Annotated in this window: 18 protein-coding genes; 14 read left to right on the top strand and 4 right to left on the bottom strand. The window is 46.9% G+C overall.

The genetic code is table 11. From position 1 onward, the window contains the following. The first annotated feature begins 69 nt into the window (after positions 1–69). Complete coding sequence (locus KXJ80_RS17970; RefSeq protein ID WP_037415386.1) at positions 70–975, top strand: LysR family transcriptional regulator; 906 nt, start codon at positions 70–72, stop codon at positions 973–975. Positions 976–996: 21 nt separating this feature from the next. On the opposite strand, the gene KXJ80_RS17965 is transcribed toward KXJ80_RS17970, so the two are convergent. Next, positions 997–1,818, bottom strand: a complete 822-nt coding sequence (locus tag KXJ80_RS17965) for a substrate-binding periplasmic protein (protein WP_218737188.1) — start codon at positions 1,816–1,818, stop codon at positions 997–999. A 530-nt stretch (positions 1,819–2,348) separates the two neighbouring features. Between KXJ80_RS17965 and KXJ80_RS17960 the strand changes: the two genes are divergently transcribed. Together KXJ80_RS17960 and KXJ80_RS17955 are read left to right on the top strand one after the other, a co-directional pair. Beyond that, entirely contained in the window at positions 2,349–3,206 is an 858-nt protein-coding gene (locus KXJ80_RS17960; protein ID WP_069454461.1) for a sulfurtransferase, read from the top strand. A gap of 92 nt (positions 3,207–3,298) precedes the next feature. Further along, the gene (locus tag KXJ80_RS17955) at positions 3,299–3,811 is read left to right on the top strand and encodes a DUF2937 family protein (RefSeq protein ID WP_069454462.1); all 513 of its coding nucleotides are present in this window, start codon (positions 3,299–3,301) and stop codon (positions 3,809–3,811) included. Positions 3,812–3,853: 42 nt separating this feature from the next. On the opposite strand, the gene KXJ80_RS17950 is transcribed toward KXJ80_RS17955, so the two are convergent. Continuing rightward, positions 3,854–5,161, bottom strand: coding sequence for an NAD(P)/FAD-dependent oxidoreductase (locus tag KXJ80_RS17950; protein ID WP_218737187.1), 1,308 nt, complete (start codon positions 5,159–5,161; stop codon positions 3,854–3,856). 233 nt (positions 5,162–5,394) lie between these two features. On the opposite strand from KXJ80_RS17950, the gene KXJ80_RS17945 reads away from it, so the two are divergent. The 11 genes from KXJ80_RS17945 (at position 5,395) to KXJ80_RS17895 (ending at position 19,060) form a co-directional block, all read left to right on the top strand. Further along, on the top strand, positions 5,395–5,943 hold the full coding sequence (locus KXJ80_RS17945; RefSeq protein WP_037415400.1) for a cupin domain-containing protein: 549 nt from the start codon (positions 5,395–5,397) through the stop codon (positions 5,941–5,943). Between the two features lie 384 nt (positions 5,944–6,327). Next, positions 6,328–7,089, top strand: coding sequence for a gamma-glutamyl-gamma-aminobutyrate hydrolase family protein (locus KXJ80_RS17940; protein ID WP_037415404.1), 762 nt, complete (start codon positions 6,328–6,330; stop codon positions 7,087–7,089). A gap of 1 nt (position 7,090) precedes the next feature. Beyond that, complete coding sequence (locus KXJ80_RS17935; protein WP_037415407.1) at positions 7,091–8,446, top strand: glutamine synthetase family protein; 1,356 nt, start codon at positions 7,091–7,093, stop codon at positions 8,444–8,446. Between the two features lie 622 nt (positions 8,447–9,068). Beyond that, positions 9,069–10,169, top strand: a complete 1,101-nt coding sequence (locus KXJ80_RS17930; protein ID WP_037415411.1) for a polyamine ABC transporter substrate-binding protein — start codon at positions 9,069–9,071, stop codon at positions 10,167–10,169. A 160-nt stretch (positions 10,170–10,329) separates the two neighbouring features. After that, the gene (gene potA, locus KXJ80_RS17925; RefSeq protein ID WP_037428537.1) at positions 10,330–11,466 is read left to right on the top strand and encodes a polyamine ABC transporter ATP-binding protein; all 1,137 of its coding nucleotides are present in this window, start codon (positions 10,330–10,332) and stop codon (positions 11,464–11,466) included. After that, positions 11,463–12,368, top strand: coding sequence for an ABC transporter permease subunit (locus tag KXJ80_RS17920; RefSeq protein ID WP_037415417.1), 906 nt, complete (start codon positions 11,463–11,465; stop codon positions 12,366–12,368). Before potA ends, KXJ80_RS17920 begins: the two co-directional genes overlap by 4 nt. Next, positions 12,365–13,180 carry an ABC transporter permease subunit gene (locus KXJ80_RS17915; protein ID WP_037415420.1) on the top strand — a complete coding sequence of 272 codons (816 nt, stop codon included), beginning with the start codon at positions 12,365–12,367 and terminating at the stop codon, positions 13,178–13,180. The genes KXJ80_RS17920 and KXJ80_RS17915 overlap by 4 nt, the downstream gene beginning before the upstream one ends. A 315-nt stretch (positions 13,181–13,495) precedes the next feature. Next, complete coding sequence (locus KXJ80_RS17910; RefSeq protein ID WP_218737186.1) at positions 13,496–14,782, top strand: NAD(P)/FAD-dependent oxidoreductase; 1,287 nt, start codon at positions 13,496–13,498, stop codon at positions 14,780–14,782. A gap of 56 nt (positions 14,783–14,838) precedes the next feature. Beyond that, positions 14,839–16,287, top strand: coding sequence for an NADP-dependent succinate-semialdehyde dehydrogenase (gabD, locus tag KXJ80_RS17905; protein WP_259474482.1), 1,449 nt, complete (start codon positions 14,839–14,841; stop codon positions 16,285–16,287). A gap of 63 nt (positions 16,288–16,350) precedes the next feature. Further along, positions 16,351–17,628: a 4-aminobutyrate--2-oxoglutarate transaminase gene (gabT, locus tag KXJ80_RS17900; protein WP_172587578.1), complete on the top strand. Its 1,278-nt coding sequence runs from the start codon at positions 16,351–16,353 to the stop codon at positions 17,626–17,628. Positions 17,629–17,737: 109 nt separating this feature from the next. After that, positions 17,738–19,060, top strand: a complete 1,323-nt coding sequence (locus KXJ80_RS17895) for an IS4-like element ISSba6 family transposase (protein ID WP_259474481.1) — start codon at positions 17,738–17,740, stop codon at positions 19,058–19,060. 49 nt (positions 19,061–19,109) lie between these two features. Here KXJ80_RS17895 and KXJ80_RS17890 read toward each other — a convergent pair whose 3' ends face one another. After that, entirely contained in the window at positions 19,110–20,168 is a 1,059-nt protein-coding gene (locus KXJ80_RS17890; protein ID WP_256931068.1) for an LLM class flavin-dependent oxidoreductase, read from the bottom strand. 368 nt (positions 20,169–20,536) lie between these two features. Continuing rightward, positions 20,537–22,087 carry a peptide MFS transporter gene (locus KXJ80_RS17885; RefSeq protein WP_218738151.1) on the bottom strand — a complete coding sequence of 517 codons (1,551 nt, stop codon included), beginning with the start codon at positions 22,085–22,087 and terminating at the stop codon, positions 20,537–20,539. Positions 22,088–22,119 lie beyond the last annotated feature (32 nt).

Raw genomic sequence — 22,119 nt, 5'->3', positions numbered from 1 at the left:
TAGTTATCGCATCGATAAGAAAGTCATATATCATGACGCAATTGGGAATGATGGATGGAGATAAAAGCAATGCTCGAACTTCATTGGCTAAAAACCTTTGTGACATTGGCTGAGTGTAAACACTTTGGTAAAGCAGCTGCGGCGCTGCATATGACACAGCCCAATGTCAGCCTGCATATCAAACAACTTGAGCAGAACACGCGGGTGAAGTTGATTGAACGTAATCCGTTTAGGTTAACTCAGGCGGGGTTCCGTTTGCTCGAGAGCAGCCAGAAGACCTTGATGGAGTTGCAAGTGTGTCAGGCGGATCTCAATGCCATCAACGATCTTAGCCAAGGTACCTTAACCATAGCGGCTAGCGACATCATTTCTCGCTTGTTGTTAATTCAGCCTTTTCAATTGTTTAAAGCGGAATTCCCCGGGATTGATTTTTCCCTGCTTAATACGACTTCGTTTCAAGCCTCGGAACTGGTCACCAATGCCGAGGCGGATTTAGGTTTTGTTATCGCTCAAAAGGAAAGTCAGCCGCTACATTTTACTGAGTTGCAGCAAATCAAATGGTGCGCACTTGGGAATAATTTAGCGCTATGGCAGCAGAGTCAAGGGCGTGATGATATGCCATTAGCGGAGCAACCTACCTTGATTTTACTTGGGCACGATACCCGTACCCGCGAGCTGCTTGATCCCGCCTTACCTAGCTTAAATTTGCCTCGCTATCGGATTATGGAAGTCGGCAGTGTTGATGCTCAAATCGATTGGGCTGAGGCTGGTTTTGGGGTGGCTATTGTGCCTGAGTTTTCCATTTACACTAAGACAAACTTAAAGAGTAAGGTGACACCACTGCCGGATTTTCCAAGTACAAGCCTAGGCTATATTGTGCGCCAAAATCAGATTTTATCTAAAGCCATTAAACAGTTATTGCAGTGGGTCAATCAAGAGATTATCCGCATTCAAGGACAGAGTGTGGGGAGCTAACTTCAAGGCTGGATTAGGTAATTAATTAGCACTCAACAATTGCTGATATTGGCCATTTTCTTTCAGCATGGATAAGCCTTGATCGAGGGCTTTAGCCAATAACGCAGCTTTAGGGTTTTCCTTCGAGAACGCTAAATAAATCTGACTGCTGTGGTTGTCAAAGGCGGCGATGACTTCATCGCTTACACCCATTTTTTGCAGGTTTTCTTGTGCGACAAGATCAAACATAACAGCCGCATCGATTCGGCCAATCAGCAGTAAATTGATAAGTTGCTGTTGGGTGGCGACCGTGACGATGTTCAATTGACGTTGTTTGACTAATTCAGGAAATTCGTCCCCATATTCATAGCTTTTTATTACTCCAACATTGCTGCCTTTTGGTATTTGCCATTTGTTTTCAGCAAGTAAAGAACGTTGCTTTCGTTGATAGAATGAGGCTGTTGCGACAAATAATGGCATATCCCCAAAGACGAAACGTTGCTCTGTGCTGGCTTCTCTGGTGACATTAAATACTCCATCGACAGCCCCTTTTTCGGCCATCATCAAGGCTCGGCTGTAGGGCACAACAAGACTATTGACCTCAATGTGAGCTTGTTTAAATGCGGCTTCGATCAGTCGATGAGAAATGCCTTGGCCAAACTGGTTTGCAAATGGGGGCCAACTGTCTTCGGCTGCTAAGGTAACAGTCTGAGATGAGGAGTTTTGTATAACATTTTGACTTTCTTGAGCTTTAGCTTGATGGCTGACTAAGAATAACAATAATAGTGAGGTACTCAGTAAAAAAAACAGTGTCGAAAAACGTCGCTGCTCAATTTTAGCCTTGGTCTCACCGCAAACACGCATTTTATGTCCATATTAGCCTATTCCTAATGGGGTAACTTATAGCATAAGTCTTTATTATGAGGCCAATTATTTTGAGCTGTGCATGGAGAATTGTGAGCCTCACTTTACCTACTGATAACGAGTAAATGGTACCTATTAGACTAGAAGTCGTGAAGGCGAAGATGGCTAGCTGGTGTGCTAGGGTTAAAGATATGATGATTTATCTGACGCTATCTCGGTTTAGCCTTTCAAAACCTCAAGTTGAGCGTGTTTTTTTATATTGTTATTCAATGTATTGGCTTAGTTTTGATTCAGCGATTATAGGCCGTTAAGTATCAAGGTTATCGAAAAATGCTTGTTGCACCTGTAGAAAATAGCTGGTTTAGTGGAGGTGAATCACCACAAAGCCTAAATCATTTTGAAAGTATTTAGGGGGCGTTTTCAGGTTAAATTGCTGTCAAAATACCCCGAAACTTCAATACGCCATTAATGCAAGATAATCGCGATGGGGTGTTGAATTTGAATCAATAAAACAACAATAAGGACAACCAATGGAATATCCTCTCGTCAGTACTCAATGGCTCGAAGCGCATCTTACCTCGCCTGATTTAGTGTTACTCGACGCCAGTATGGCCGTGGTTTTGGGCAAAGAGCCGATTGTCTATTCAGAGCCTGTATGTATTCCTCGCTCGAGGCGCTTTGATGTGGAAGAGGATTTTTGCGATAAAACGTCTTCTCAAACCCATGCCTTACCCAAATTTGAACAGTTTGTAGAAGGAATTGCCAAGCTTGGTATTAGCCGGAACAGCATGGTTGTTATCTATGATAATCAAGGTATTTATTCATCTCCGCGCGCTTGGTGGATTTTCAAAGTAATGGGATTTCACCGTGTGTATGTGCTCGATGGTGGCTTACCTCAATGGATGGCTGAAGACAGAGTCACCTCATCTCGCTACCAGGAAGAAGGGATAGATTATGGCGCAAGCGATAGTGAGAAACTGACTGCTGTACTGGAATATCAGCCTGCGAAGGTGATGGATGCTGAGGCTGTGTTAGCCAAGCTTGATGATAGCGATAGTGCAATTATTGATGCACGGGGATCGGCGCGCTTTTTAGGCCAAGTGAGTGAGCCGCGACCCGGAGTGCGCAGCGGGCATATTCCCCATTCGGTCAATCTCCCCTTTGGTGACGTGCTCAATGGCTTCAAAATCAAAGATGTGGCCGAATTGGTTAAGCTGTTTCAAGGGCTTGTTAGCGATAAACCGTTAAGGATTTTTAGCTGTGGCTCGGGTATTACCGCCTGTATTTTAATCTTAGCCTCGGTCGCTTCGGGGCATACTGATGCTGTACTTTACGATGGTTCTTGGGCTGATTGGGGCAGTCGCAACGATTTACCCATCGAGCGTTAAACGATATTAGGTGGAGTGCTGTCCTTCGGAATGCTAACCTTGCCGCAATCAATTGACTGTGATATGTCCTTTGACTTATCAAGGAGTTTGTCATGATAACCAGATTGTTCGATAAATTGATCTTTGGCTTTATCTTAGTGATGGCGCTGCAACTCCCCCAATTAGCCGATCATTATCAGCAATTTTTGGCGGGGCTCTATACTTCGACTCAATGGCAAGTTGAGGGCTATAAGGCCACGGCTAAGGCGTATCACTTCAGCGATGTGGAAACCATGATCGCCCGCCATTTGCAAAATGAAGAGCCTAGCGTTAGGGCGGATGCCGAGCAAAAGCGCCAGACGTTGGCTCTGCTGCAAACACTTCAACAGGGAATGCAGACTTTTGAGCAGGGCAATCTCTTCGAGAAAACCGCCTATATGTTCAATCCCGCTCGTTTTGAATATTTAGAGCAGACTATTGTTAACTTTAAGCCTGGCATCCCGTTAACCGCCAGTGGTATCGGTTTTGGCGTGTTGGTGGCGTTAATCGTGCATTATCTTGGTTCACTGCCTTTTATTCTGTGGGCAAGGCGGCGTAGGCGGATTAAATTAACCCGCGCCCTATAGGTCGTTGGATACTTGCGCGTTTATCCAACGACAGAGCAAACCTTAGAATAAGTCCTTAAACCTGTGGTACAGCATACCCGCAGCCAGCATAGGCGAGCGTAATGTGGGGCCGCCAGGGAAGGTCATATGCTTAATCTTGGCGAATACATCAAAATATCCTGCTTGCTGACAAATGGCTTCGGCTAGGAGTTTTGCTGCCATGTGGGTGGCATTTACGCCATGACCTGCATAGGCTTGGGCGTAAAAAATATTACTCGCATCGGGTAGGCGACCAATTTGCGGCATACGGTTGGCGCCAATGCCTATCATGCCGCCCCATTCGTAATCGATGCGTACGCCTTTTAATTGTGGGAATACCTTTTCAAGATTGGGCCTAAGCGCTGCCTCTATATCCTTTGGGTCTTTGCCTGAATAAGTACAAAGTCCACCAAACAGTAAGCGTCTATCTGCTGATAAGTGGAAGTAATCTAGTGCAATTCGCATATCTGCAAATGCCATGTTTTGCGGGATAAGGCTTTGGCATTGCGCTTCTGTGAGTGGTTCAGTTGTAAGTAGATAACTCCCCGCAGGAAGCACCTTACCGCCGATGTAGCTATTCAATTTATGGCCAATATAGGCGTTGCCTGCGAGTACGAGATATTGGCAAGTCACTTCGCCTTTTGCCGTTAATACTCGCGGTTTATTGCCTGAAATAATCTTTTCTGCGGCGCTGTATTCAAATAATTGCGCACCTAATTCACGGGCAACACGAGCCTCGCCCAAGGCCAAGTTAAGTGGATGTAAATGGCCACTTCCCATATCCACTAGGGCACCTTGGTAAAATTCTGAGCCGATAACTTCACTGAGTTGGGATTGGGTCAGCAGCTTTATTTCATGCTGATATCCTAGGCTTTTAAGACTGTCGAATTCGTCTTGAAGCTCAATCATATGTCGAGGCTTCACTGCAAGATCGCAATAGCCCATTTGTAAGTCACAATCGATATCATGGGTCTGTATCCGATTTCTGACGATCTCCACGGCTTCAAAGCCCATTTGCTGGATCGCACTAACACCTTCTTGTCCAATTTCGTTTATAAATTGCGCTGGGTCATGGCCAATACCTCGGATCAGCTCGCCGCCATTGCGTCCTGAAGCGCCCCAGCCAATTCGTTTTGCCTCAAGCAACACCACACTTAAGCCTCGCTGTCTTAGCTCAATCGCTGTGTTAATGCCGCTAAAGCCGCCACCCACAATACAAACATCTGCCGTTATGCTGCCTTCAAGTTGAGGGTGATCGTAAATTTCTTTAGCAGTATCAAGATAATAAGAGTGAGGGTATTGTTCACTGTGCACTGGAGGTTTAGTGGCCATTAGGGCTCCAAAAAATTGTTTTTATTGTAAATTGGGCTTGTCTCAGTATACTCATCACACTTTTGTGATACTGCTTTAAAGTGTTCGTTTTATTTAACACACTTTTTAGCTAGAATACAACGTAAGCGATTAAACTCACGCTTTTAGGGCTAAAATGTGTTTGGGATGGTGTTTATCCTGAACAACCGTTCTTCATCTATCGGGGCGACCGATCCTTTGGGGAGATGTGAAATTTGGATATTGGAGCCAGTCTCAGAACTGTTCGAAAAATGAAAGGCTTATCCCAACGCGAGTTGGCTAAGCGTGCTGGTGTGACTAACAGTACGATTTCAATGATCGAAAAAAACAGTGTTAGCCCATCCGTCAGTTCTTTGAAAAAAGTATTGTCGGGTATCCCTATGTCTTTAGTCGATTTTTTCTCAATTGAAGCTTCAATTGAGTGTGAGCAAAAAGTGGTATATCGCTCCGATGAACTCCTCAACATAGGTACTGGGCCATTAGAATTCAAATTGATTGGTCGTGATTTTCCCAATCGTGCCATGTCGGTGATGAGTGAAACCTATCCACCGGGTTCGGATACGGGCGAGGAAATGCTGAAACACGAAGGTGAAGAAGCTGCCATGGTGATTGAAGGTAAGTTCGAGCTTACCGTTGGCGACGAGGTATATATCTTAGAAGCGGGTGATAGCTATTACTTTAATAGTGAGCTACCCCATCGATTTCGCAATCCCTTCGATGAGCCTTGTCGGCTGATCAGTGCTACAACCCCTGCTAATTTCTAATTGCGTAACGCTGTCCTAGATTGCCTAGGGTAGCGTTCTCTTTGAGAACCCACCAGTTACTCACCATATTAGTCCGGCTTTGGATTGTAATATATCATTCAAAGTGTAAATAATATTTTTCAAATGAACTTAGGTTTTCAGTCTTTATCTTTGGCTAATTTTCATCCTGACAATACTGCTGGTGGTTGTTTTATCATCAAAGAACAAAGATTGTTAGTTTAAGTTTCTGTATTAAAACTAAAAATTACGCATTTAAATCAAACTGTCATTAACAAGTGTTTAACCTCTTGCCTGAGGTTAAATTTCGGTGTACTGTGTGAAAAAATGAACATTAAAAATTAACTTGTTCATTGTACTCGTGAATAAATGCTTGGAAGGTGAGTTATGTCTACCCTGTTACCCCTTATTGGTGTTATTGCGTGTAACCAACGATTGGGTTCACACCCTTTTAATATTGTTGGCGAAAAATACCTATTAGGTGTGGTAAATGGTGCTAAGGGGTGGCCACTTGTGATCCCATCCTTAGGCGCGGACCAACCTATCGAAGCCATTCTGGCAAGACTTGACGGTATTCTGTTTACGGGTTCGCCCTCTAACGTTGAGCCACACCTTTATGCGGGGGTACCGAGTGAAGCGGGTACTCACCACGATCCTAAGCGTGACGCTACGACACTACCACTTATTCGAGCTGCCATTGCTGCGGGAGTCCCCGTGCTTGGGATTTGTCGCGGTTTTCAGGAAATGAACGTGGCTTTTGGTGGCAGTCTGCACCAGAAGTTACACGAAGTGGGCGGTTTTATTGAACATAGAGAAGATAAAGAGGCCTCGTTAGAGGTGCAATATGGGCCATCCCACAGTATTACTGTGGAGCCTGGGGGGGTCATTTACGAGGCTTGGGGCCGTAACTCTGCAGAGGTTAACTCTGTGCATACTCAAGGCGTGGAGCGCCTTGGGATGGGGTTGCGGCCAGAAGCTTGTGCTCCTGATGGTCTTGTGGAGGCTTTCTCCGTGATAGATGCCACTGAATTTGCCCTCGGTGTGCAATGGCATCCTGAATGGAAAGTAAGTGAAAACCCATTTTACCTCTCAATATTCAATGCCTTTGGCGATGCGTGTCGTCGTAGGGCTACAACTCGAGTGAAATAAAATGAATAAGCTAATCGCTTTTTTAAAAGAACGAAAAATCACAGAAGTCGAATGTGTTATCAGCGATATGACTGGTATCGCCCGTGGCAAAATTGCCCCAGTAGATAAATTTCTCGATGAAAAAGGTATGCGCTTACCCGAAAGCGTGTTGCTGCAAACCGTCACCGGTGACTTTGTCGACGATGATATCTATTACAGTTTGCTCGATGATGCCGATATCGATTTTGTCTGCGTTCCCGATGAAAATGCAGTATTTATGCTGCCTTGGACGATTGAAGCTACGGCACAGGTGATCCACGATTGTTACGACAGAATGGGCAATCCTATCGAATTATCACCTCGTAACGTCTTGAAAAAAGTGCTGTCTCTTTATGATGAAAAAGGCTGGGAGCCTGTTATTGCACCTGAGATGGAGTTTTACCTGACCAGCCGCAGCGATGATCACGATTTACCCCTCAAGCCGCCTATTGGCCGCTCTGGCAGACCGGAAGCGGGGCGTCAGTCTTTTTCAATTGATGCCGCCAACGAATACGATCCTCTGTTTGAAGACATGTATGACTGGTGCGAAATTCAGGGTTTAGATATTGATACGCTTATCCATGAAGATGGCCCAGCACAGATGGAGATTAACTTCAGTCACGGCAACCCGTTATCACTAGCGGATCAGGTGTTTGTGTTTAAGCGCACTCTACGTGAAGCGGCATTAAAGCATAATGTTTGCGCTACCTTTATGGCAAAACCCGTAACCGATGAGCCGGGTAGTGCTATGCATATTCATCAAAGTGTGATTAACAAAGAAACGGGTAAAAATATATTTACCAACGAAGATGGTACACAAAGTGCGTTGTTTTTGAGCTATATCGCAGGGCTACAGAAATTTATCCCTGAACTCCTACCTTTGATGGCGCCAAATGCTAACTCGTTCCGTCGATTCTTACCGGGAACCTCTGCGCCCGTTAACTTGGAATGGGGTGTTGAAAATAGGACCTGTGGTTTACGTATTCCGGAATCTTCACCTCAAAATCGTCGTATTGAAAACCGCATTCCTGGTGCGGATGCTAACTGCTACTTAGCCATTGCTGCGAGTTTACTCTGTGGTTATATCGGTATGGTCGAGGGACTCAAACCCTCCACACCCGTTCAAGGTAAATCCAATGAAAGCCGGAGCAATAACCCACACTGCTTACCATTAACCTTGGAAGAGGCGTTAGCCGCGATGGAAGAAAGTGATGCCTGTAAGGAATATTTAGGTGAGTCCTTTACCACGGGCTTTGTGGCCGTCAAACAGGCCGAGCTTGAAAATTTCCGCAGAGTGGTGAGTTCGTGGGAGCGAGAATTTTTATTACTCAGTGTATAAAATGTTTTACATAGGTTGCACTGTTTTTGTTCAATATTGTCATGTTGTTAACGGATTCTAACGCCTGACAATGAGAACATTCAAACAGTGATTAAAAACTCTCTGCACCATTTTGGGTTGCTTGCTTAACTTTGGTGCAGAGTGCTTTTAACCTTAAGTGCTTACTTTGGATAAAGGGAAGATTTATCTGCTCTTTTGAGTGCTCATTCATTTAGTGTTTCTGTATGCGGTGCTTGGGTCCTAAGAGTAAATACATAAAGTTGAACCTGTAAGTTTGGTTTTAACTGGCTGTTAGTTAATAACTTTGTAAGATGGTTGCAGCGGTTTCCCTAGGGGCTTGAGGCATTTGTCTTAATATTACAAGATGTAGGGTGTTACGATAACTAGTCTATTTTTATGCTTGTTAATGCAAATATAGATATAGATAAATTTGGCATGAAATCTGATAATCCCATTCATTGCAGCGACCTAGAGATGAAGGCATTATGGTGCTGTAGAGACTGCCGATGCGGTTTTTAAGGTGTAGCATTGGTCGAGAATAACAACAATAACCGAGCAGATGGTCGGTGACACAATTTCAGAATTGTTAAAGGCAATTCTGCTACCCGAGAAAGGAGAAAGCATGAAGCTATTTAATAAGATGACGACTTTGGCGCTAGTAACCGCAGGATCACTTGCCAGCGTAGCTGCTCAAGCTGAAGAAGTTGTGCGTGTATATAATTGGTCTGATTATATTGCAGAAGACACCTTAGAAAACTTCAAAAAGGAAACTGGGATTCGGGTGATTTACGATGTGTTTGATAGCAACGAAGTTGTCGAAGCTAAGTTATTATCTGGTCGCAGCGGCTATGACATCGTTGTCCCATCCAACCATTTCCTCGCTAAACAGATTAAGGCCGGTGCATTCAAGCCACTAGACCGCTCTAAACTCACCAATTTTAAAAACCTCAATGCTGACCTGATGAAGCTGTTAGAGAAGGCCGATCCAGGTAATCAATATGCAGTCCCTTATCTGTGGGGAACGAATGGTATTGGTTACAACATCAATAAAGTGAAAGCGGCTGTGGGTGAAGATGCACCATTAAATTCTATGGAGCTGATCTTTAACCCAAAATATGCTGAAAAAATCTCTAAATGTGGCTTTGCCATGTTAGATTCGGCCGATGATATGGTGCCACAGGCGATGATTTATCTTGGGCTCGATCCTAACAGTACTAAGGCCGAAGATTACGAAAAAGCCGGTGAGTTACTCGAAAAGATTCGTCCCTATGTGACGTATTTCCATTCATCACGTTATATCTCTGATCTCGCCAATGGTGATATTTGCGTGGCTTATGGTTTCTCTGGTGATGTGTTCCAAGCTGCTGCCCGCGCCGATGAAGCGGGTAATGGCAATAAGATTGGTTACTCTATTCCTAAAGAAGGCGCCAACCTGTGGTTTGATATGTTAGCCATCCCAGCAGACGCCACTAACGTGGAAAATGCTCACAAGCTTATCAACTACTTACTTCGCCCTGAGGTGATTGCACCTATCTCTAACTATGTGGCTTACGCAAATCCTAACGATCCTGCGCAGCCCTTAGTCGATGAAGCGATTCGCAATGACCCAGCGATTTATCCACCAAAAGAAGTATTAGATAAATTGTATATTGGCGAAATTCGTCCATTGAAAATCCAACGTGTATTAACTCGCGTCTGGACCAAAGTGAAATCTGGCCAATAATCGACATGGGGCAAGCACAGCTTGCCCCTTTTGATAAACAAGACAATGGCAGCTCCTTTGGACATTAAGTCTGCAAGATTAAATCTCTATTCATTAATTCATTGTGTAAATCTCAAGTGTTGAATGTGTTATCACATCAATACTCGGGTGGAGAAGTACTATGGCAAGCACCTCGGGCGTCACCAATAAACCCACTACAAAGACGCAAGAAAAAGTCCTGCTTAAGATTGAGCGGGTCAGTAAGCTGTTTGATGATGTGCGTGCAGTTGACGACGTATCATTGACGATCAATAAAGGCGAAATTTTTGCCTTACTTGGAGGCTCAGGCTCGGGTAAGTCTACCTTGTTGCGTATGCTCGCGGGGTTTGAAAGACCGACCTCTGGGCGGATTTTTCTCGATGGTGAAGATATTACCGATCTACCGCCTTATGAACGTCCGATCAATATGATGTTTCAATCCTATGCGCTATTTCCCCATATGACAGTGGCACAAAATATCGCCTTTGGTTTAAAGCAAGACAAATTACCGAAAGCTGAAATTGAGCAACGCGTACAGGAAATGCTCAAGTTGGTACATATGGAGCAATACGGGAAACGTAAACCGCATCAGCTTTCTGGTGGTCAGCGCCAACGGGTCGCCCTTGCTCGATCTTTGGCAAAACGTCCGAAATTATTATTGCTTGACGAGCCCATGGGGGCGCTAGATAAAAAACTGCGTACTCAGATGCAGTTAGAAGTGGTTGAAATCCTAGAACGTGTTGGTGTGACCTGTGTGATGGTGACCCATGATCAGGAAGAGGCCATGACCATGGCGGGCCGGATCTCGATTATGAGTGATGGTTGGATAGCTCAAACCGGCTCTCCTATGGATATCTACGAGAGTCCAAATAGTCGCATGATTGCCGAATTTATCGGTTCAGTGAACCTCTTTGGCGGTGAGATTGAAGTGGACGAAGTCGACCACCTCATCATAAAACCCAATGATTTAGTACAGCCTTTCTATGTGGGTTACGGGGTAACCACCAGTGTTGAAGAAAAACACGTATGGCTCGCTGTCCGCCCTGAGAAAACCATTATCAGCCGTGAACAACCTGAAGGTGAATACAACTGGGCTAAGGGCATAGTGCATGATATTGCCTATTTAGGTGGGATCTCGGTGTACTACATTCGCCTTGAAAATGGTCAGATTGTGCAATGCAGTATGACAAACCGTGAACGCCGCGCCGACCATGCAACCTGGGATGATGAAGTGTTTATCAGTTGGGAGGACACCAGTGGCGTGGTGTTAAGATCATGAAGATAAAGTCCAAACTTAAATGGCTTAAAGGACGCTTCTGGACGATAAGTCTACCTTATACTTGGCTATTGCTGTTCTTCGCTTTGCCCTTTGCCATTGTCCTTAAAATTAGTTTCTCTACGGCGGCAATTTCAATTCCGCCCTATGAGGCGACTTTTCAATATGCAGATGATGTACTAAATATCTTCCTGCATTTGGGTAACTATTTGATGTTGCTAGATGATTCGCTGTATTACACTGCGTATCTCAGCTCATTAAAAATGGCGCTCATTTCAACCATTGGCTGTTTGATCATTGGTTATCCTATGGCCTATGCCATTGCCCGTGCGCCAGCAAGGTTGCAAACCGTGCTGTTGTTATTGGTGATGCTACCTTCCTGGACCTCGTTCTTAATCCGCGTTTATGCCTGGATGGGGATCTTAAGTAACACGGGGATTATCAATAACACATTGATGTGGTTAGGAGTCATTTCTGAGCCATTGCAAATCTTGAACACCAATATCGCCGTCTATATCGGGATTATCTATGCCTATTTGCCCTTTATGATCTTGCCTCTGTATGCGACCTTAGTGAAGTTAGATATGAGTTTAATTGAGGCTGCTTCGGATTTAGGATCAAGCCGGATTAACACTTTCTGGAAAATTACTTTTCCTTTATCCAAAAGTGGGGTGATTGCTGGATCGATGTTGGTATTTATTCCGGCAGTAGGCGAGTTTGTGATCCCTGAACTGCTCGGCGGTCCAGATTCGTTAATGATAGGTAAAGTGTTGTGGCAGGAATTCTTCAATAACCGTGATTGGCCTATGGCCTCATCACTGGCTATTGTGATGCTGGCACTACTGATTATTCCTATTACCTTATTCCATCGCTATCAAGCACGTAGTTTGGAGAAAGACCTATGAAAAAGCTGAGTTTTTCTTCTGTAATGCTGTGGTTTGGGTTGTTCTTTTTATACGCGCCAATGCTGATTCTAGTGATCTATTCTTTTAACGAATCCAAGCTTGTGACAGTGTGGGGCGGTTTTTCACCTAAGTGGTACGGCGAGCTATTTGCCGATCAGCAGATCCTCGATGCCGTATGGACCAGCCTAAGAATTGCGTTTTACAGCTCCACTATGGCGGTGATTATCGGCACTATGGCTGCCTTTGTGATGACGCGGTTTAAGCGTTCATGGGCCAAGCTCACCTTGTCAAATATGATCACAGCGCCCTTGGTTATGCCCGAGGTCATCACGGGTTTGTCATTACTGCTGCTATTTGTGCATTTGGCAGATCTTTTAGGTTGGCCGAAAGAGCGCGGCATGGTGACAGTATGGATTGCCCATTCGACCTTCTGTGCGGCCTATGTGGCTGTGGTGGTGTCTTCAAGATTGCGTGAGTTAGACATGTCAATCGAAGAGGCAGCAATGGATCTTGGTGCAACGCCGCTTAAGACCTTCTTCCTGATCACTGTGCCTATGATTTCGCCGGCATTAGTGGCGGGGTGGTTGTTATCCTTTAGTCTGTCACTCGATGACTTAGTGATTGCAAGCTTTGCCTCAGGCCCCGGTGCGACGACCTTACCTATGGTGGTGTTCTCCTCGGTGCGCTTGGGGGTATCGCCTAAGATCAACGCCTTGGCAACACTTATCATTCTATGCGTGTCATTAATCGCTTTCCTGTCGTGGTATATGGCAAGACGCGCCGAAAAACGTGAGCGTATGCCGCTTAACTAACGTGTACTAACATACACAAATAAGCGGGAATTCAAGTGCTGAGATTCAAGAGCAGAGTGAGCAAGCACTGAGTCGAAATATCTCGCGAAAAGGATGGCCTTGATACCAAAGGCCATCCTTCTCTCTTCCCGCCAAGTCTTCTTATCTGTACCTCTACACTCAATTTTCAAATCTGTTTAACACATAAAGGACACCTTGTTTGAAATATCAAACATTGTGTAAATTATTGTGCTTTTATGGCTAGTGTTTCCCGATTTGAAGGTGTAGGATGTGATAGTTGTTTAAAATAATGAACATAAAAATCAAGGGAACATCATGTCAGCCATACCTCACACTGGATCATATTATGCGGCATCGGCCAACGATAAGGTTGAGCGCGCGCGTTTACAGGAATCGATTGAAGCCGATGTTTGTGTGATTGGTGCGGGGTATACAGGCCTGTCTGCCGCACTGCATTTACTCGAATCGGGTTTTAGTGTGGTGGTGCTCGAAGCGGCGCGAATTGGTTGGGGAGCCTCGGGGCGTAATGGCGGACAAATCGTCAACAGCTATAGCCGTGACATTGATACCATTGAAAAAACCGTTGGCAAAGAACAAGCCAAGCTCTTTGGTCAAATGGCCTTCGAGGGCGGACGCATCATCCGTGACCGTATTGCTAAGTACAACATTGACTGCGATCTAAAAGATGGCGGCGTATTTGCGGCGATGAACGAAAAGCAGATGGGACATTTACGCCATCAAAAGCAGTTATGGGAAAGCCATGGCCATGTTGGCAAGCTTGAGATGCTCGATGCAAACGGCATTCGAACTGTGGTAAATACTGAGCGCTATGTCGGCGGTATGTTGGACAAGAGCGGCGGCCATATTCACCCTCTGAATTTAGCCTTGGGTGAAGCCCGTGCAGTAGAATCCCTCGGCGGCAAGATTTTTGAAGACTCAGCGGTGCTGCGGGTCGATGAAGGCGATACTCCTGTCGTACACACCGCTAAGGGTAGTGTAAAAGCCAAGTTTGTGGTGGTGGCAGGTAACGCTTACCTCGGTAAACTTATGCCAGAATTACAAGCCAAGTCTATGCCTTGCGGTACACAAGTGATCACCACAGAGCCTTTGGATGAAGAGCTGGCTGCAAGTCTGTTGCCCCAAGACTACTGTGTCGAAGATTGTAACTATCTGCTTGATTATTTTAGGCTGTCTGGTGACAAGCGCCTGATCTACGGCGGTGGTGTAGTGTATGGTGCCCGCGATCCTGCGGATATTGAATCCCTGATTATTCCGAATATGCTCAAAACTTTCCCACAGTTAAAAGGGGTTAAGGTTGATTATGCTTGGACGGGTAACTTTTTATTGACCTTATCGCGTCTACCACAGGTCGGCCGTATTGGTAAAAATATTTATTATTCACAGGGTTGTAGTGGCCATGGCGTCACTTATACCCACTTGGCAGGCAAGTTAATTGCCGAAATGCTCAATGGCCAAGCCACACGTTTCGATGCTTTTGCGGCGCTGCCCCATTATCCCTTCCCCGGCGGACACGCCTTACGTGTGCCTTTTAGTGCGCTGGGGGCATGGTATTACAGTCTAAGAGATAAATTAGGTATCTAATTTATATAAATTTTTATACGAGGTAAGGCATTACCTCGCCGCGAGAGGAATTTCCTGTGTTGTTAAAAGACCCGAGTCTGCTGCGTCAGCAATGTTATATCAATGGTCAGTGGTGCGATGCGCACTCAAAAGAAACTGTCGCTATCGCTAATCCCGCGACGGGCGCGGTGATCGCCAGTGTCCCTGTGATGGGGCAAGTCGAAACGCAAGCGGCGATAGCGGCAGCCGAAGCGGCATTGCCTGCATGGCGAGCACTTACCGCAAAAGAGCGTGGTGCCAAGCTGCGTCGCTGGTTTGAATTGCTCAATGAAAACAGTGATGACTTAGCGCTAATGATGACCACTGAGCAGGGCAAACCCCTTGCCGAAGCGAAGGGTGAAGTCACCTACGCCGCCTCCTTTATCGAATGGTTCGCCGAAGAGGCGAAACGCGTCTATGGCGATACGATTCCTGGGCATCAGGGCGATAAACGCATCATGGTGATCAAGCAGCCTGTGGGCGTGACCGCGGCCATTACACCGTGGAACTTTCCTGCGGCGATGATCACCCGTAAAGCCGCGCCAGCACTGGCTGCGGGTTGTACTATGGTGGTGAAACCTGCGCCGCAAACGCCTTTTACCGCGTTAGCCTTAGCCGTGCTTGCCGAGCGCGCCGGGATCCCCGCTGGAGTGTTCAGCGTGATCACCGGTGATGCTATCGGCATTGGTAATGAGATGTGCAGTAACCCAGTCGTGCGTAAGTTGTCTTTCACCGGCTCGACCCAAGTGGGTATTAAGTTGATGGAGCAATGCGCGCCGACGCTGAAGAAATTGTCTTTAGAATTAGGCGGTAACGCGCCATTTATCGTATTCGACGATGCCAATATCGATGCGGCGGTTGAAGGCGCCATGATCGCTAAGTATCGCAATGCGGGGCAAACCTGTGTCTGCGCTAACCGCATTTATGTTCAGGCGGGCGTGTATGATGAATTTGCTCGCAAGCTCAGCATTGCCGTGGGTAAATTAAAGGTGGGCGAGGGGATTACTGAAGGCGTCACTACAGGACCGCTTATCAATCGCGCGGCGGTCGAAAAAGTCCAGAGCCATCTTGAGGATGCGCTCAGCAAAGGGGCGACGGTGGTTGCGGGCGGCAAGCCCCATAGCTTAGGTGGCAACTTCTTCGAGCCCACGGTACTGACGCATGTCGATAGCAGTATGCGCGTGGCCCGTGAAGAAACCTTTGGCCCATTGGCGCCGTTGTTTAAGTTTACCGATGTGGACGATGTGATTAAGCAAGCTAATGATACCGAGTTTGGGTTAGCGGCTTATTTTTATGGCCGTGATATCTCCTTAGTGTGGAAAGTGGCCGAGGCATTGGAATACGGCATGGTAGGCGTCAACACTGGGTTGATCTCCACCGAAGTCGCGCCGTTTGGCGGAATGAAATCCTCAGGGCTCGGCCGAGAAGGCTCTAAGTTCGGTATCGAAGAATATTTAGAAATCAAATATATCTGTATGTCTGTTTAAGTGACTGACGCTTGACAGGCAATGCGACTTCAGCAAGTTGGGAATGCAAGTAAGGAACACAAAATGAGCACAACTAATGATTCATTGATGGCACGTCGCCAAGCCGCTGTAGCTGGTGGAGTGGGTCAAATTCACCCAATTTTTACTGCCCGCGCTGAAAACGCGAGTGTGTGGGATGTTGAAGGTCGAGAGTTTATCGACTTTGCCGGTGGTATTGCTGTGCTCAACACTGGGCATTTACATCCTAAGGTTAAGGCGGCTGTTGCGGCGCAGCTTGAGGACTTCTCCCACACCTGTTTTATGGTGCTGGGTTATGAAAGCTATATTCAAGTCTGTGAAAAACTTAATCAGTTAGTGCCGGGGGATTTTGCCAAGAAGACGGCCTTATTCACCAGCGGCTCAGAAGCGGTTGAAAATGCAGTTAAAGTTGCTCGAGCATACACTAAGCGGGCGGGCGTGATTGCCTTTACCTCGGGTTATCATGGTCGCACTATGGCGGCACTGGCGTTAACGGGAAAGATCGCGCCTTACAGTAAAGGCATGGGGTTAATGTCGGCGAATGTGTTCCGCGCTGAGTTTCCCTGTGCGCTACACGGCGTGTCCGATGATGATGCGATGGCCTCTATCGAACGTATCTTTAAAAATGATGCCGAGCCGAGCGATATTGCCGCAATTATTCTCGAACCTGTGCAGGGCGAAGGCGGGTTTTATGCCGCTTCGCCAGCCTTTATGCAACGTTTACGCGCACTGTGCGACCGTGAAGGCATTATGTTGATTGCCGATGAAGTGCAAACGGGGGCGGGTCGCACGGGGACCTTCTTCGCGATGGAGCAAATGGGCGTGAGCGCCGATATCACAACCTTTGCTAAATCCATTGCTGGTGGCTTCCCACTCTCAGGTATTACGGGTAAAGCTGAAGTCATGGATGCTATTGGTCCCGGTGGCCTTGGCGGCACCTACGGCGGTAACCCACTGGCCTGTGCGGCGGCGCTCGCCGTACTTGAGGTGTTTGAAGAGGAAAAGCTGCTTGAGCGTGCCAATGCGATTGGCGAGCGGATTAAGTCGGCGTTAAATACCATGCAAGTCGAACATCCACAAATTGCCGATGTGCGTGGTCTCGGGGCGATGATCGCCATTGAATTAATGGAAGATGGCAAACCTGCACCTCAGTACTGTGCTCAAATCTTAGCCGAAGCAAGAAACCGAGGATTGATTCTCCTCTCCTGCGGCACCTACGGAAACGTGCTGCGGATTTTGGTGCCATTGACAGTGCCAGACGAGCAGCTTGGAGCGGGGCTGGGCATTCTTAAAGCCTGCTTCGATGCCGTGTTAAAAGGTTAACAGAGATAAAAAATCCCGCTTAGGCGTAATGCCGATCAGTTAAGACAGATCGCTTGACGATCTCGCTGAAAAGATCAAAATCCGATGACCTCATGTCATCGGATTTTTTATGCAACTCTCAGAAGCACTCGCCCGTACTCATATTACCCGCCTAACCGAATTCACCTGCTTAGCTGATGTGTTAGAACCTGAGTTAATTCAATCTTGCCTAGACTCTCAGGGCGTTGCGACGTTAAGACGGCGTAAATTGCCGATGGACGCGATGATTTGGGCCGTTATCGGAATGGCTTTGTTCCGAGGGGAGTCTGTTCGGTCACTCATCAACAAACTCGACATTGTTTTGCCGCAAGAGATTGATTATGTTGCACGCAGCGCCGTGACTCAGGCGCGTAAACGATTGGGCAGTGAGGTTATTAGAGAAGTATTTAGCCGCAGCGCCAATACCTGGCACGCGAGAGCTGAACATCCTCATTGGTGCGGTCTTAACTTGTATGGTGTTGATGGTGTCGTGTGGCGGACACCCGATAGTGTTCAAAATCAAGCCGCCTTTGGACGAACCGCCAACGCTTTAGGCGAAGCGGCTTATCCGCAAATTCGCATGGTTTGCTTGATGGAATTAAGCAGCCATTTATTGGTCAACAGCGCCTTTGATTCGGTTGCCGAAAATGAAATGAACTTAGCGTCCCAGCTCATTCCTAGCATTCCCAATCACAGCCTAACCCTATTTGACCGAGGATTTTACTCGCTCGGCCTGCTGCACGCTTGGCAGCAAGCGCAACCTGATAGCCACTGGTTGTTGCCACTGAAGAAAGGCACTCAATATGAAGTAGTGCGAACGCTGGGGAAACATGACCAGTGGGTGAAACTCACCACGACACCTCAAGCCAGAAAGAAATGGCCGCAGCTCCCAGATACCCTTGAAGCGCGTTTACTCACTAAGATAGTGAAAGGTAAGTCAGTCGCCATTTTGACCTCGTTGACAGACCCGATGCGTTACCCCAGCGAAGACATCGTCGACTTATATGCCCATAGATGGGAAATCGAACTGGGCTATAGAGAGATGAAACAACATCTACTGGAGAGCCGTTTTACGCTCCGCAGTCAACTACCGGAGCTGGTGACTCAAGAGTTATGGGGCGTGCTACTGGCCTATAATCTCATTAGATATAAGATGTTGCTGATGGCTAAAAGCTTGCCATCGGTCCATCCCAATCAACTGAGTTTTCGGGATGCGGCGAGTTATATCATCTTCAAGTTGACACAACTGTCATCACAAACACCGGGGAATGTCCCGAGAGACGTATTGGATATAGAACGAAATGCACGGCAATTTAAGCTGGATGGTAAACGGGAAAGGGCATATCCACGAGTCCTTAAAATGAGCAAAAACAAGTTTCCGGTTAGACCAAAGAAAAATGCCGTTCACTCTTAAGTGAACGGCATTACGCTTAGGCGGGATTTTTTATGGCGTGGTTTAACGCTTAATTTCCTTTCATTTCCATCAGGATTTGCAGTGCACGCTCACGTTTGTCCTGATCATACAAATCGTTGGTAAAGATAAACTCATCGACACCTAGTTCTTTCACTATCATCTCTAAGCGGTGCTTAATGGTGGTGGGGCCACCGGTGACGGATAAGCCTAAGAAGTTATCGACATAGGTTTTTTCCTGCTCGCTCCACAAGCCATCCATGCTCTCCACTGGCGGTTTTAACCAAAGCGCCTCACCACGGATTAGCGCAAGCACTCGTTGCTTGGAGGTGGTACTCAAGTATTCGGCTTCGGCGTCTGTCTCGGTGGCGATAAGCGGCAGGCCAAGCATGACATAGGGCTTATCCAACACCTTAGATGGCTTAAAGTCGCGGCGGTAAATCTCAATCGCATCGTAGAGGAACCTTGGTGCAAAATGCCCTGCAAAGACATAGGGTAAGCCGCGCTGTGCTGCAAGCTGGGCGCTAAACAGGCTAGAGCCAAGTAGCCATATAGGCACATGGGTGCCTTCGCCGGGAATCGCTCTGACGGGATGATGGCCATTGTAGTCGCCGAGTAAGGTTTGTAACTCGCTCACCTCGGCGGGAAATTGCTCCGCGCGGCTCATATCGCGGTTAAGGGCGCGACTAGTGATTTGATCGCTCCCTGGGGCGCGGCCAAGCCCTAAATCGATACGCCCAGGATAAAGACTCTCGAGCGTACCAAACTGCTCGGCAACCACTAGGGGCGCATGGTTGGGCAGCATAATCCCACCCGCGCCGACGCGAATGCGTTTAGTATTCTCGGCAATATAGCCAATTAATACCGATGTCGCGGCGCTGGCGATACCGGGCATATTGTGGTGCTCGGCAAACCAGAAACGATTAAAGCCTAAGTCATCGGCCACCTTAGCGTATTGCAGGCTGGCGCGTAGCGTTTCTCCGATGCTGGCACCTTGACGTACGGGGGCGAGTTCTAACAGTGAAAAGGGAATCTCCGCCAGGGGAGATTTAGCCGCGGGCACAGCCTGCGATGGGATGACAGATGATGTTGATGTGGATGATGTAGCCATAAATTAAGCGCCTCTTTGCGTGTGTCAGCCCTGTAGCAACGGCTTTATTTGTCTCCCACGGATGAATGTGGTGGGCGCTAAAGCGATTGTTCTGTCAGTGCTGATTGAGTCTTACCCTAGGATATGGTGACGTATCAACGATAAACAAGCTCAAGGCTTTAGCTTAACACTGAGTTAAAATTGGAACCGAACATCTTAGTTTTGCAAACAGGGGTGAAAGCCTTATCCCAAGCCGATGCATGAAAAATCAGCATAGAAAGTTCAGATTGTTTGGTGATGAGCAGTAACCTAAAGGTATAAAAAAACTGCCGCAAGCGGGGCTTGTCGGCAGTTTTTATTGCTCACATATGACTTATGCGAGTGAAGGATTATTGCTCGGCTTTCACATCACGTAGTGAGGCCGCCGCGTTATCTTCAATACTGTTATGGGCGTGATGACTTTCGGTCAAACGGCGCATCAGTGGTAATACGGCTAAGGCGATAAAAGTACAAACTACGGCTGCAATACCTAATTTATTGAATAGATTGGTATAAACTGGCAGAGTTTGCAGTGGGTCGACTAAGTCCTGTGGCACGCTGGCAAAGTTAGCCACAACGCCGCCCAAGTACTGGGAAATCCCCGATGCCACGAAATACGCGCCCATCATAAAGCCGCCCATACGAGCCGGTACGTAGCGGGCGATCATGGCTAAACCAAGACCACTCACCAGCAGTTCGCCGAGTGAGTAAGAGGCATAACCCCAGATCATTACCCAAGAAGAGGTTTTACCCTCAACGGCAAATTGACCTGCAAATCCGTAGATAAAGAAGCCAATCGCGACAACCGCAAAACCTAAGGCAAACTTAGCGGCAATCGAAAAGTCTTTATTATTACGACCTGCCCATGAATAACTCCAAGCCAAAACAGGGCTTAACACCATGATCCAGATTGGGTTCAGTGCTTGGAACTGTGCAGGAGACCAAGTCCACAAATGGGTACCAAAGACTTGGAAATCCCAATCGACGTTACGCAGCGCAAACAGGGCCAGCGAAGTCGACATTTGTTGATAGAAGATAAAGAAGAATACCGTCTGCACTGTGAGGATTAGCGCTGCGATAAGGCCGGCCCGCTCACTTGGCTCACTGGTACGAATTAAGTGGAAGAAAATCCCTAATACTGCCACACCCGCGGCATACACGAATACTCGGGCAACATCTTCATATTCAAGAATAATGGCCGAACCAACAACGGAAAGTGCCGCTAATACCAATACGATCGCAAGGTTCTTTTTGTTGACGGGGCGAGTATCAGGCTCTGAACCATAGTTGGCGAGGCTCTTATACATCAGGGCATAGTTACCTAAGCCGACGATTAGGCCCACACAGCACACGGCAAAAGCGGCATGCCAGCCAAATTCGTTACCATATTGCGCGTTAACATAGTCCTTAATCCAAGGCGTTAACAGCATAGAGAAAGTTGAACCTACGTTTACCGCCATGTAGTAGATGGTAAAGGCGCTGTCGATCTTAGAGTCATCACCTTCGTAAATCTTACGGACTAAGTTACCGGCATTGGGTTTAAATAGACCGTTACCGACCACAATCACCCCAAGAGCGGAGAACATAAACCAAGTGTTTTCGGTCGGCACCGTCATCAATGCATAACCTACCGATAAAATCCCCGCACCGAGCAACATAGTGCGTTTGGTGCCGAGAATTTTATCCCCAACCCAACCGCCGATGGCTGGCGACACGTAAATCAGCGCCGCACAGGCACTCCAAACTAAGTTTGCACGGGAGTCATCAAAGCCAAGACGCTGCACCATAAAGTACACGATCAGCGCTTGCATGCCGTAATAACCAAAACGTTCCCATAATTCGATAAGTGACACAGTCATAAACGAATGTGTCTTGCTTACCTGATTGGTACCAAGAGTCATAAAGCTTGCTTCCGTTATTGTTGTTTTGTGTT

Origin of the sequence: Shewanella xiamenensis (assembly GCF_024971755.1) — a bacterium.
In the GTDB taxonomy this organism is placed as follows: domain Bacteria; phylum Pseudomonadota; class Gammaproteobacteria; order Enterobacterales; family Shewanellaceae; genus Shewanella; species Shewanella xiamenensis.
The sequence above is the reverse complement of the archived record's forward strand: the minus strand, read 5'-3'. Positions and strand labels throughout refer to the sequence as shown.

Coding starts and splice junctions, on each gene's coding strand:
- KXJ80_RS17970 (WP_037415386.1), top strand. CDS start 70: ATGCTCGAACTTCATTGGCTAAAAACCTTTGTGACATTGGCTGAGTGT.
- KXJ80_RS17965 (WP_218737188.1), bottom strand. CDS start 1,818: ATGCGTGTTTGCGGTGAGACCAAGGCTAAAATTGAGCAGCGACGTTTT.
- KXJ80_RS17960 (WP_069454461.1), top strand. CDS start 2,349: ATGGAATATCCTCTCGTCAGTACTCAATGGCTCGAAGCGCATCTTACC.
- KXJ80_RS17955 (WP_069454462.1), top strand. CDS start 3,299: ATGATAACCAGATTGTTCGATAAATTGATCTTTGGCTTTATCTTAGTG.
- KXJ80_RS17950 (WP_218737187.1), bottom strand. CDS start 5,161: ATGGCCACTAAACCTCCAGTGCACAGTGAACAATACCCTCACTCTTAT.
- KXJ80_RS17940 (WP_037415404.1), top strand. CDS start 6,328: ATGTCTACCCTGTTACCCCTTATTGGTGTTATTGCGTGTAACCAACGA.
- KXJ80_RS17935 (WP_037415407.1), top strand. CDS start 7,091: ATGAATAAGCTAATCGCTTTTTTAAAAGAACGAAAAATCACAGAAGTC.
- KXJ80_RS17930 (WP_037415411.1), top strand. CDS start 9,069: ATGAAGCTATTTAATAAGATGACGACTTTGGCGCTAGTAACCGCAGGA.
- potA (WP_037428537.1), top strand. CDS start 10,330: ATGGCAAGCACCTCGGGCGTCACCAATAAACCCACTACAAAGACGCAA.
- KXJ80_RS17920 (WP_037415417.1), top strand. CDS start 11,463: ATGAAGATAAAGTCCAAACTTAAATGGCTTAAAGGACGCTTCTGGACG.
- KXJ80_RS17915 (WP_037415420.1), top strand. CDS start 12,365: ATGAAAAAGCTGAGTTTTTCTTCTGTAATGCTGTGGTTTGGGTTGTTC.
- KXJ80_RS17910 (WP_218737186.1), top strand. CDS start 13,496: ATGTCAGCCATACCTCACACTGGATCATATTATGCGGCATCGGCCAAC.
- gabT (WP_172587578.1), top strand. CDS start 16,351: ATGAGCACAACTAATGATTCATTGATGGCACGTCGCCAAGCCGCTGTA.
- KXJ80_RS17895 (WP_259474481.1), top strand. CDS start 17,738: ATGCAACTCTCAGAAGCACTCGCCCGTACTCATATTACCCGCCTAACC.
- KXJ80_RS17890 (WP_256931068.1), bottom strand. CDS start 20,168: ATGGCTACATCATCCACATCAACATCATCTGTCATCCCATCGCAGGCT.
- KXJ80_RS17885 (WP_218738151.1), bottom strand. CDS start 22,087: ATGACTCTTGGTACCAATCAGGTAAGCAAGACACATTCGTTTATGACT.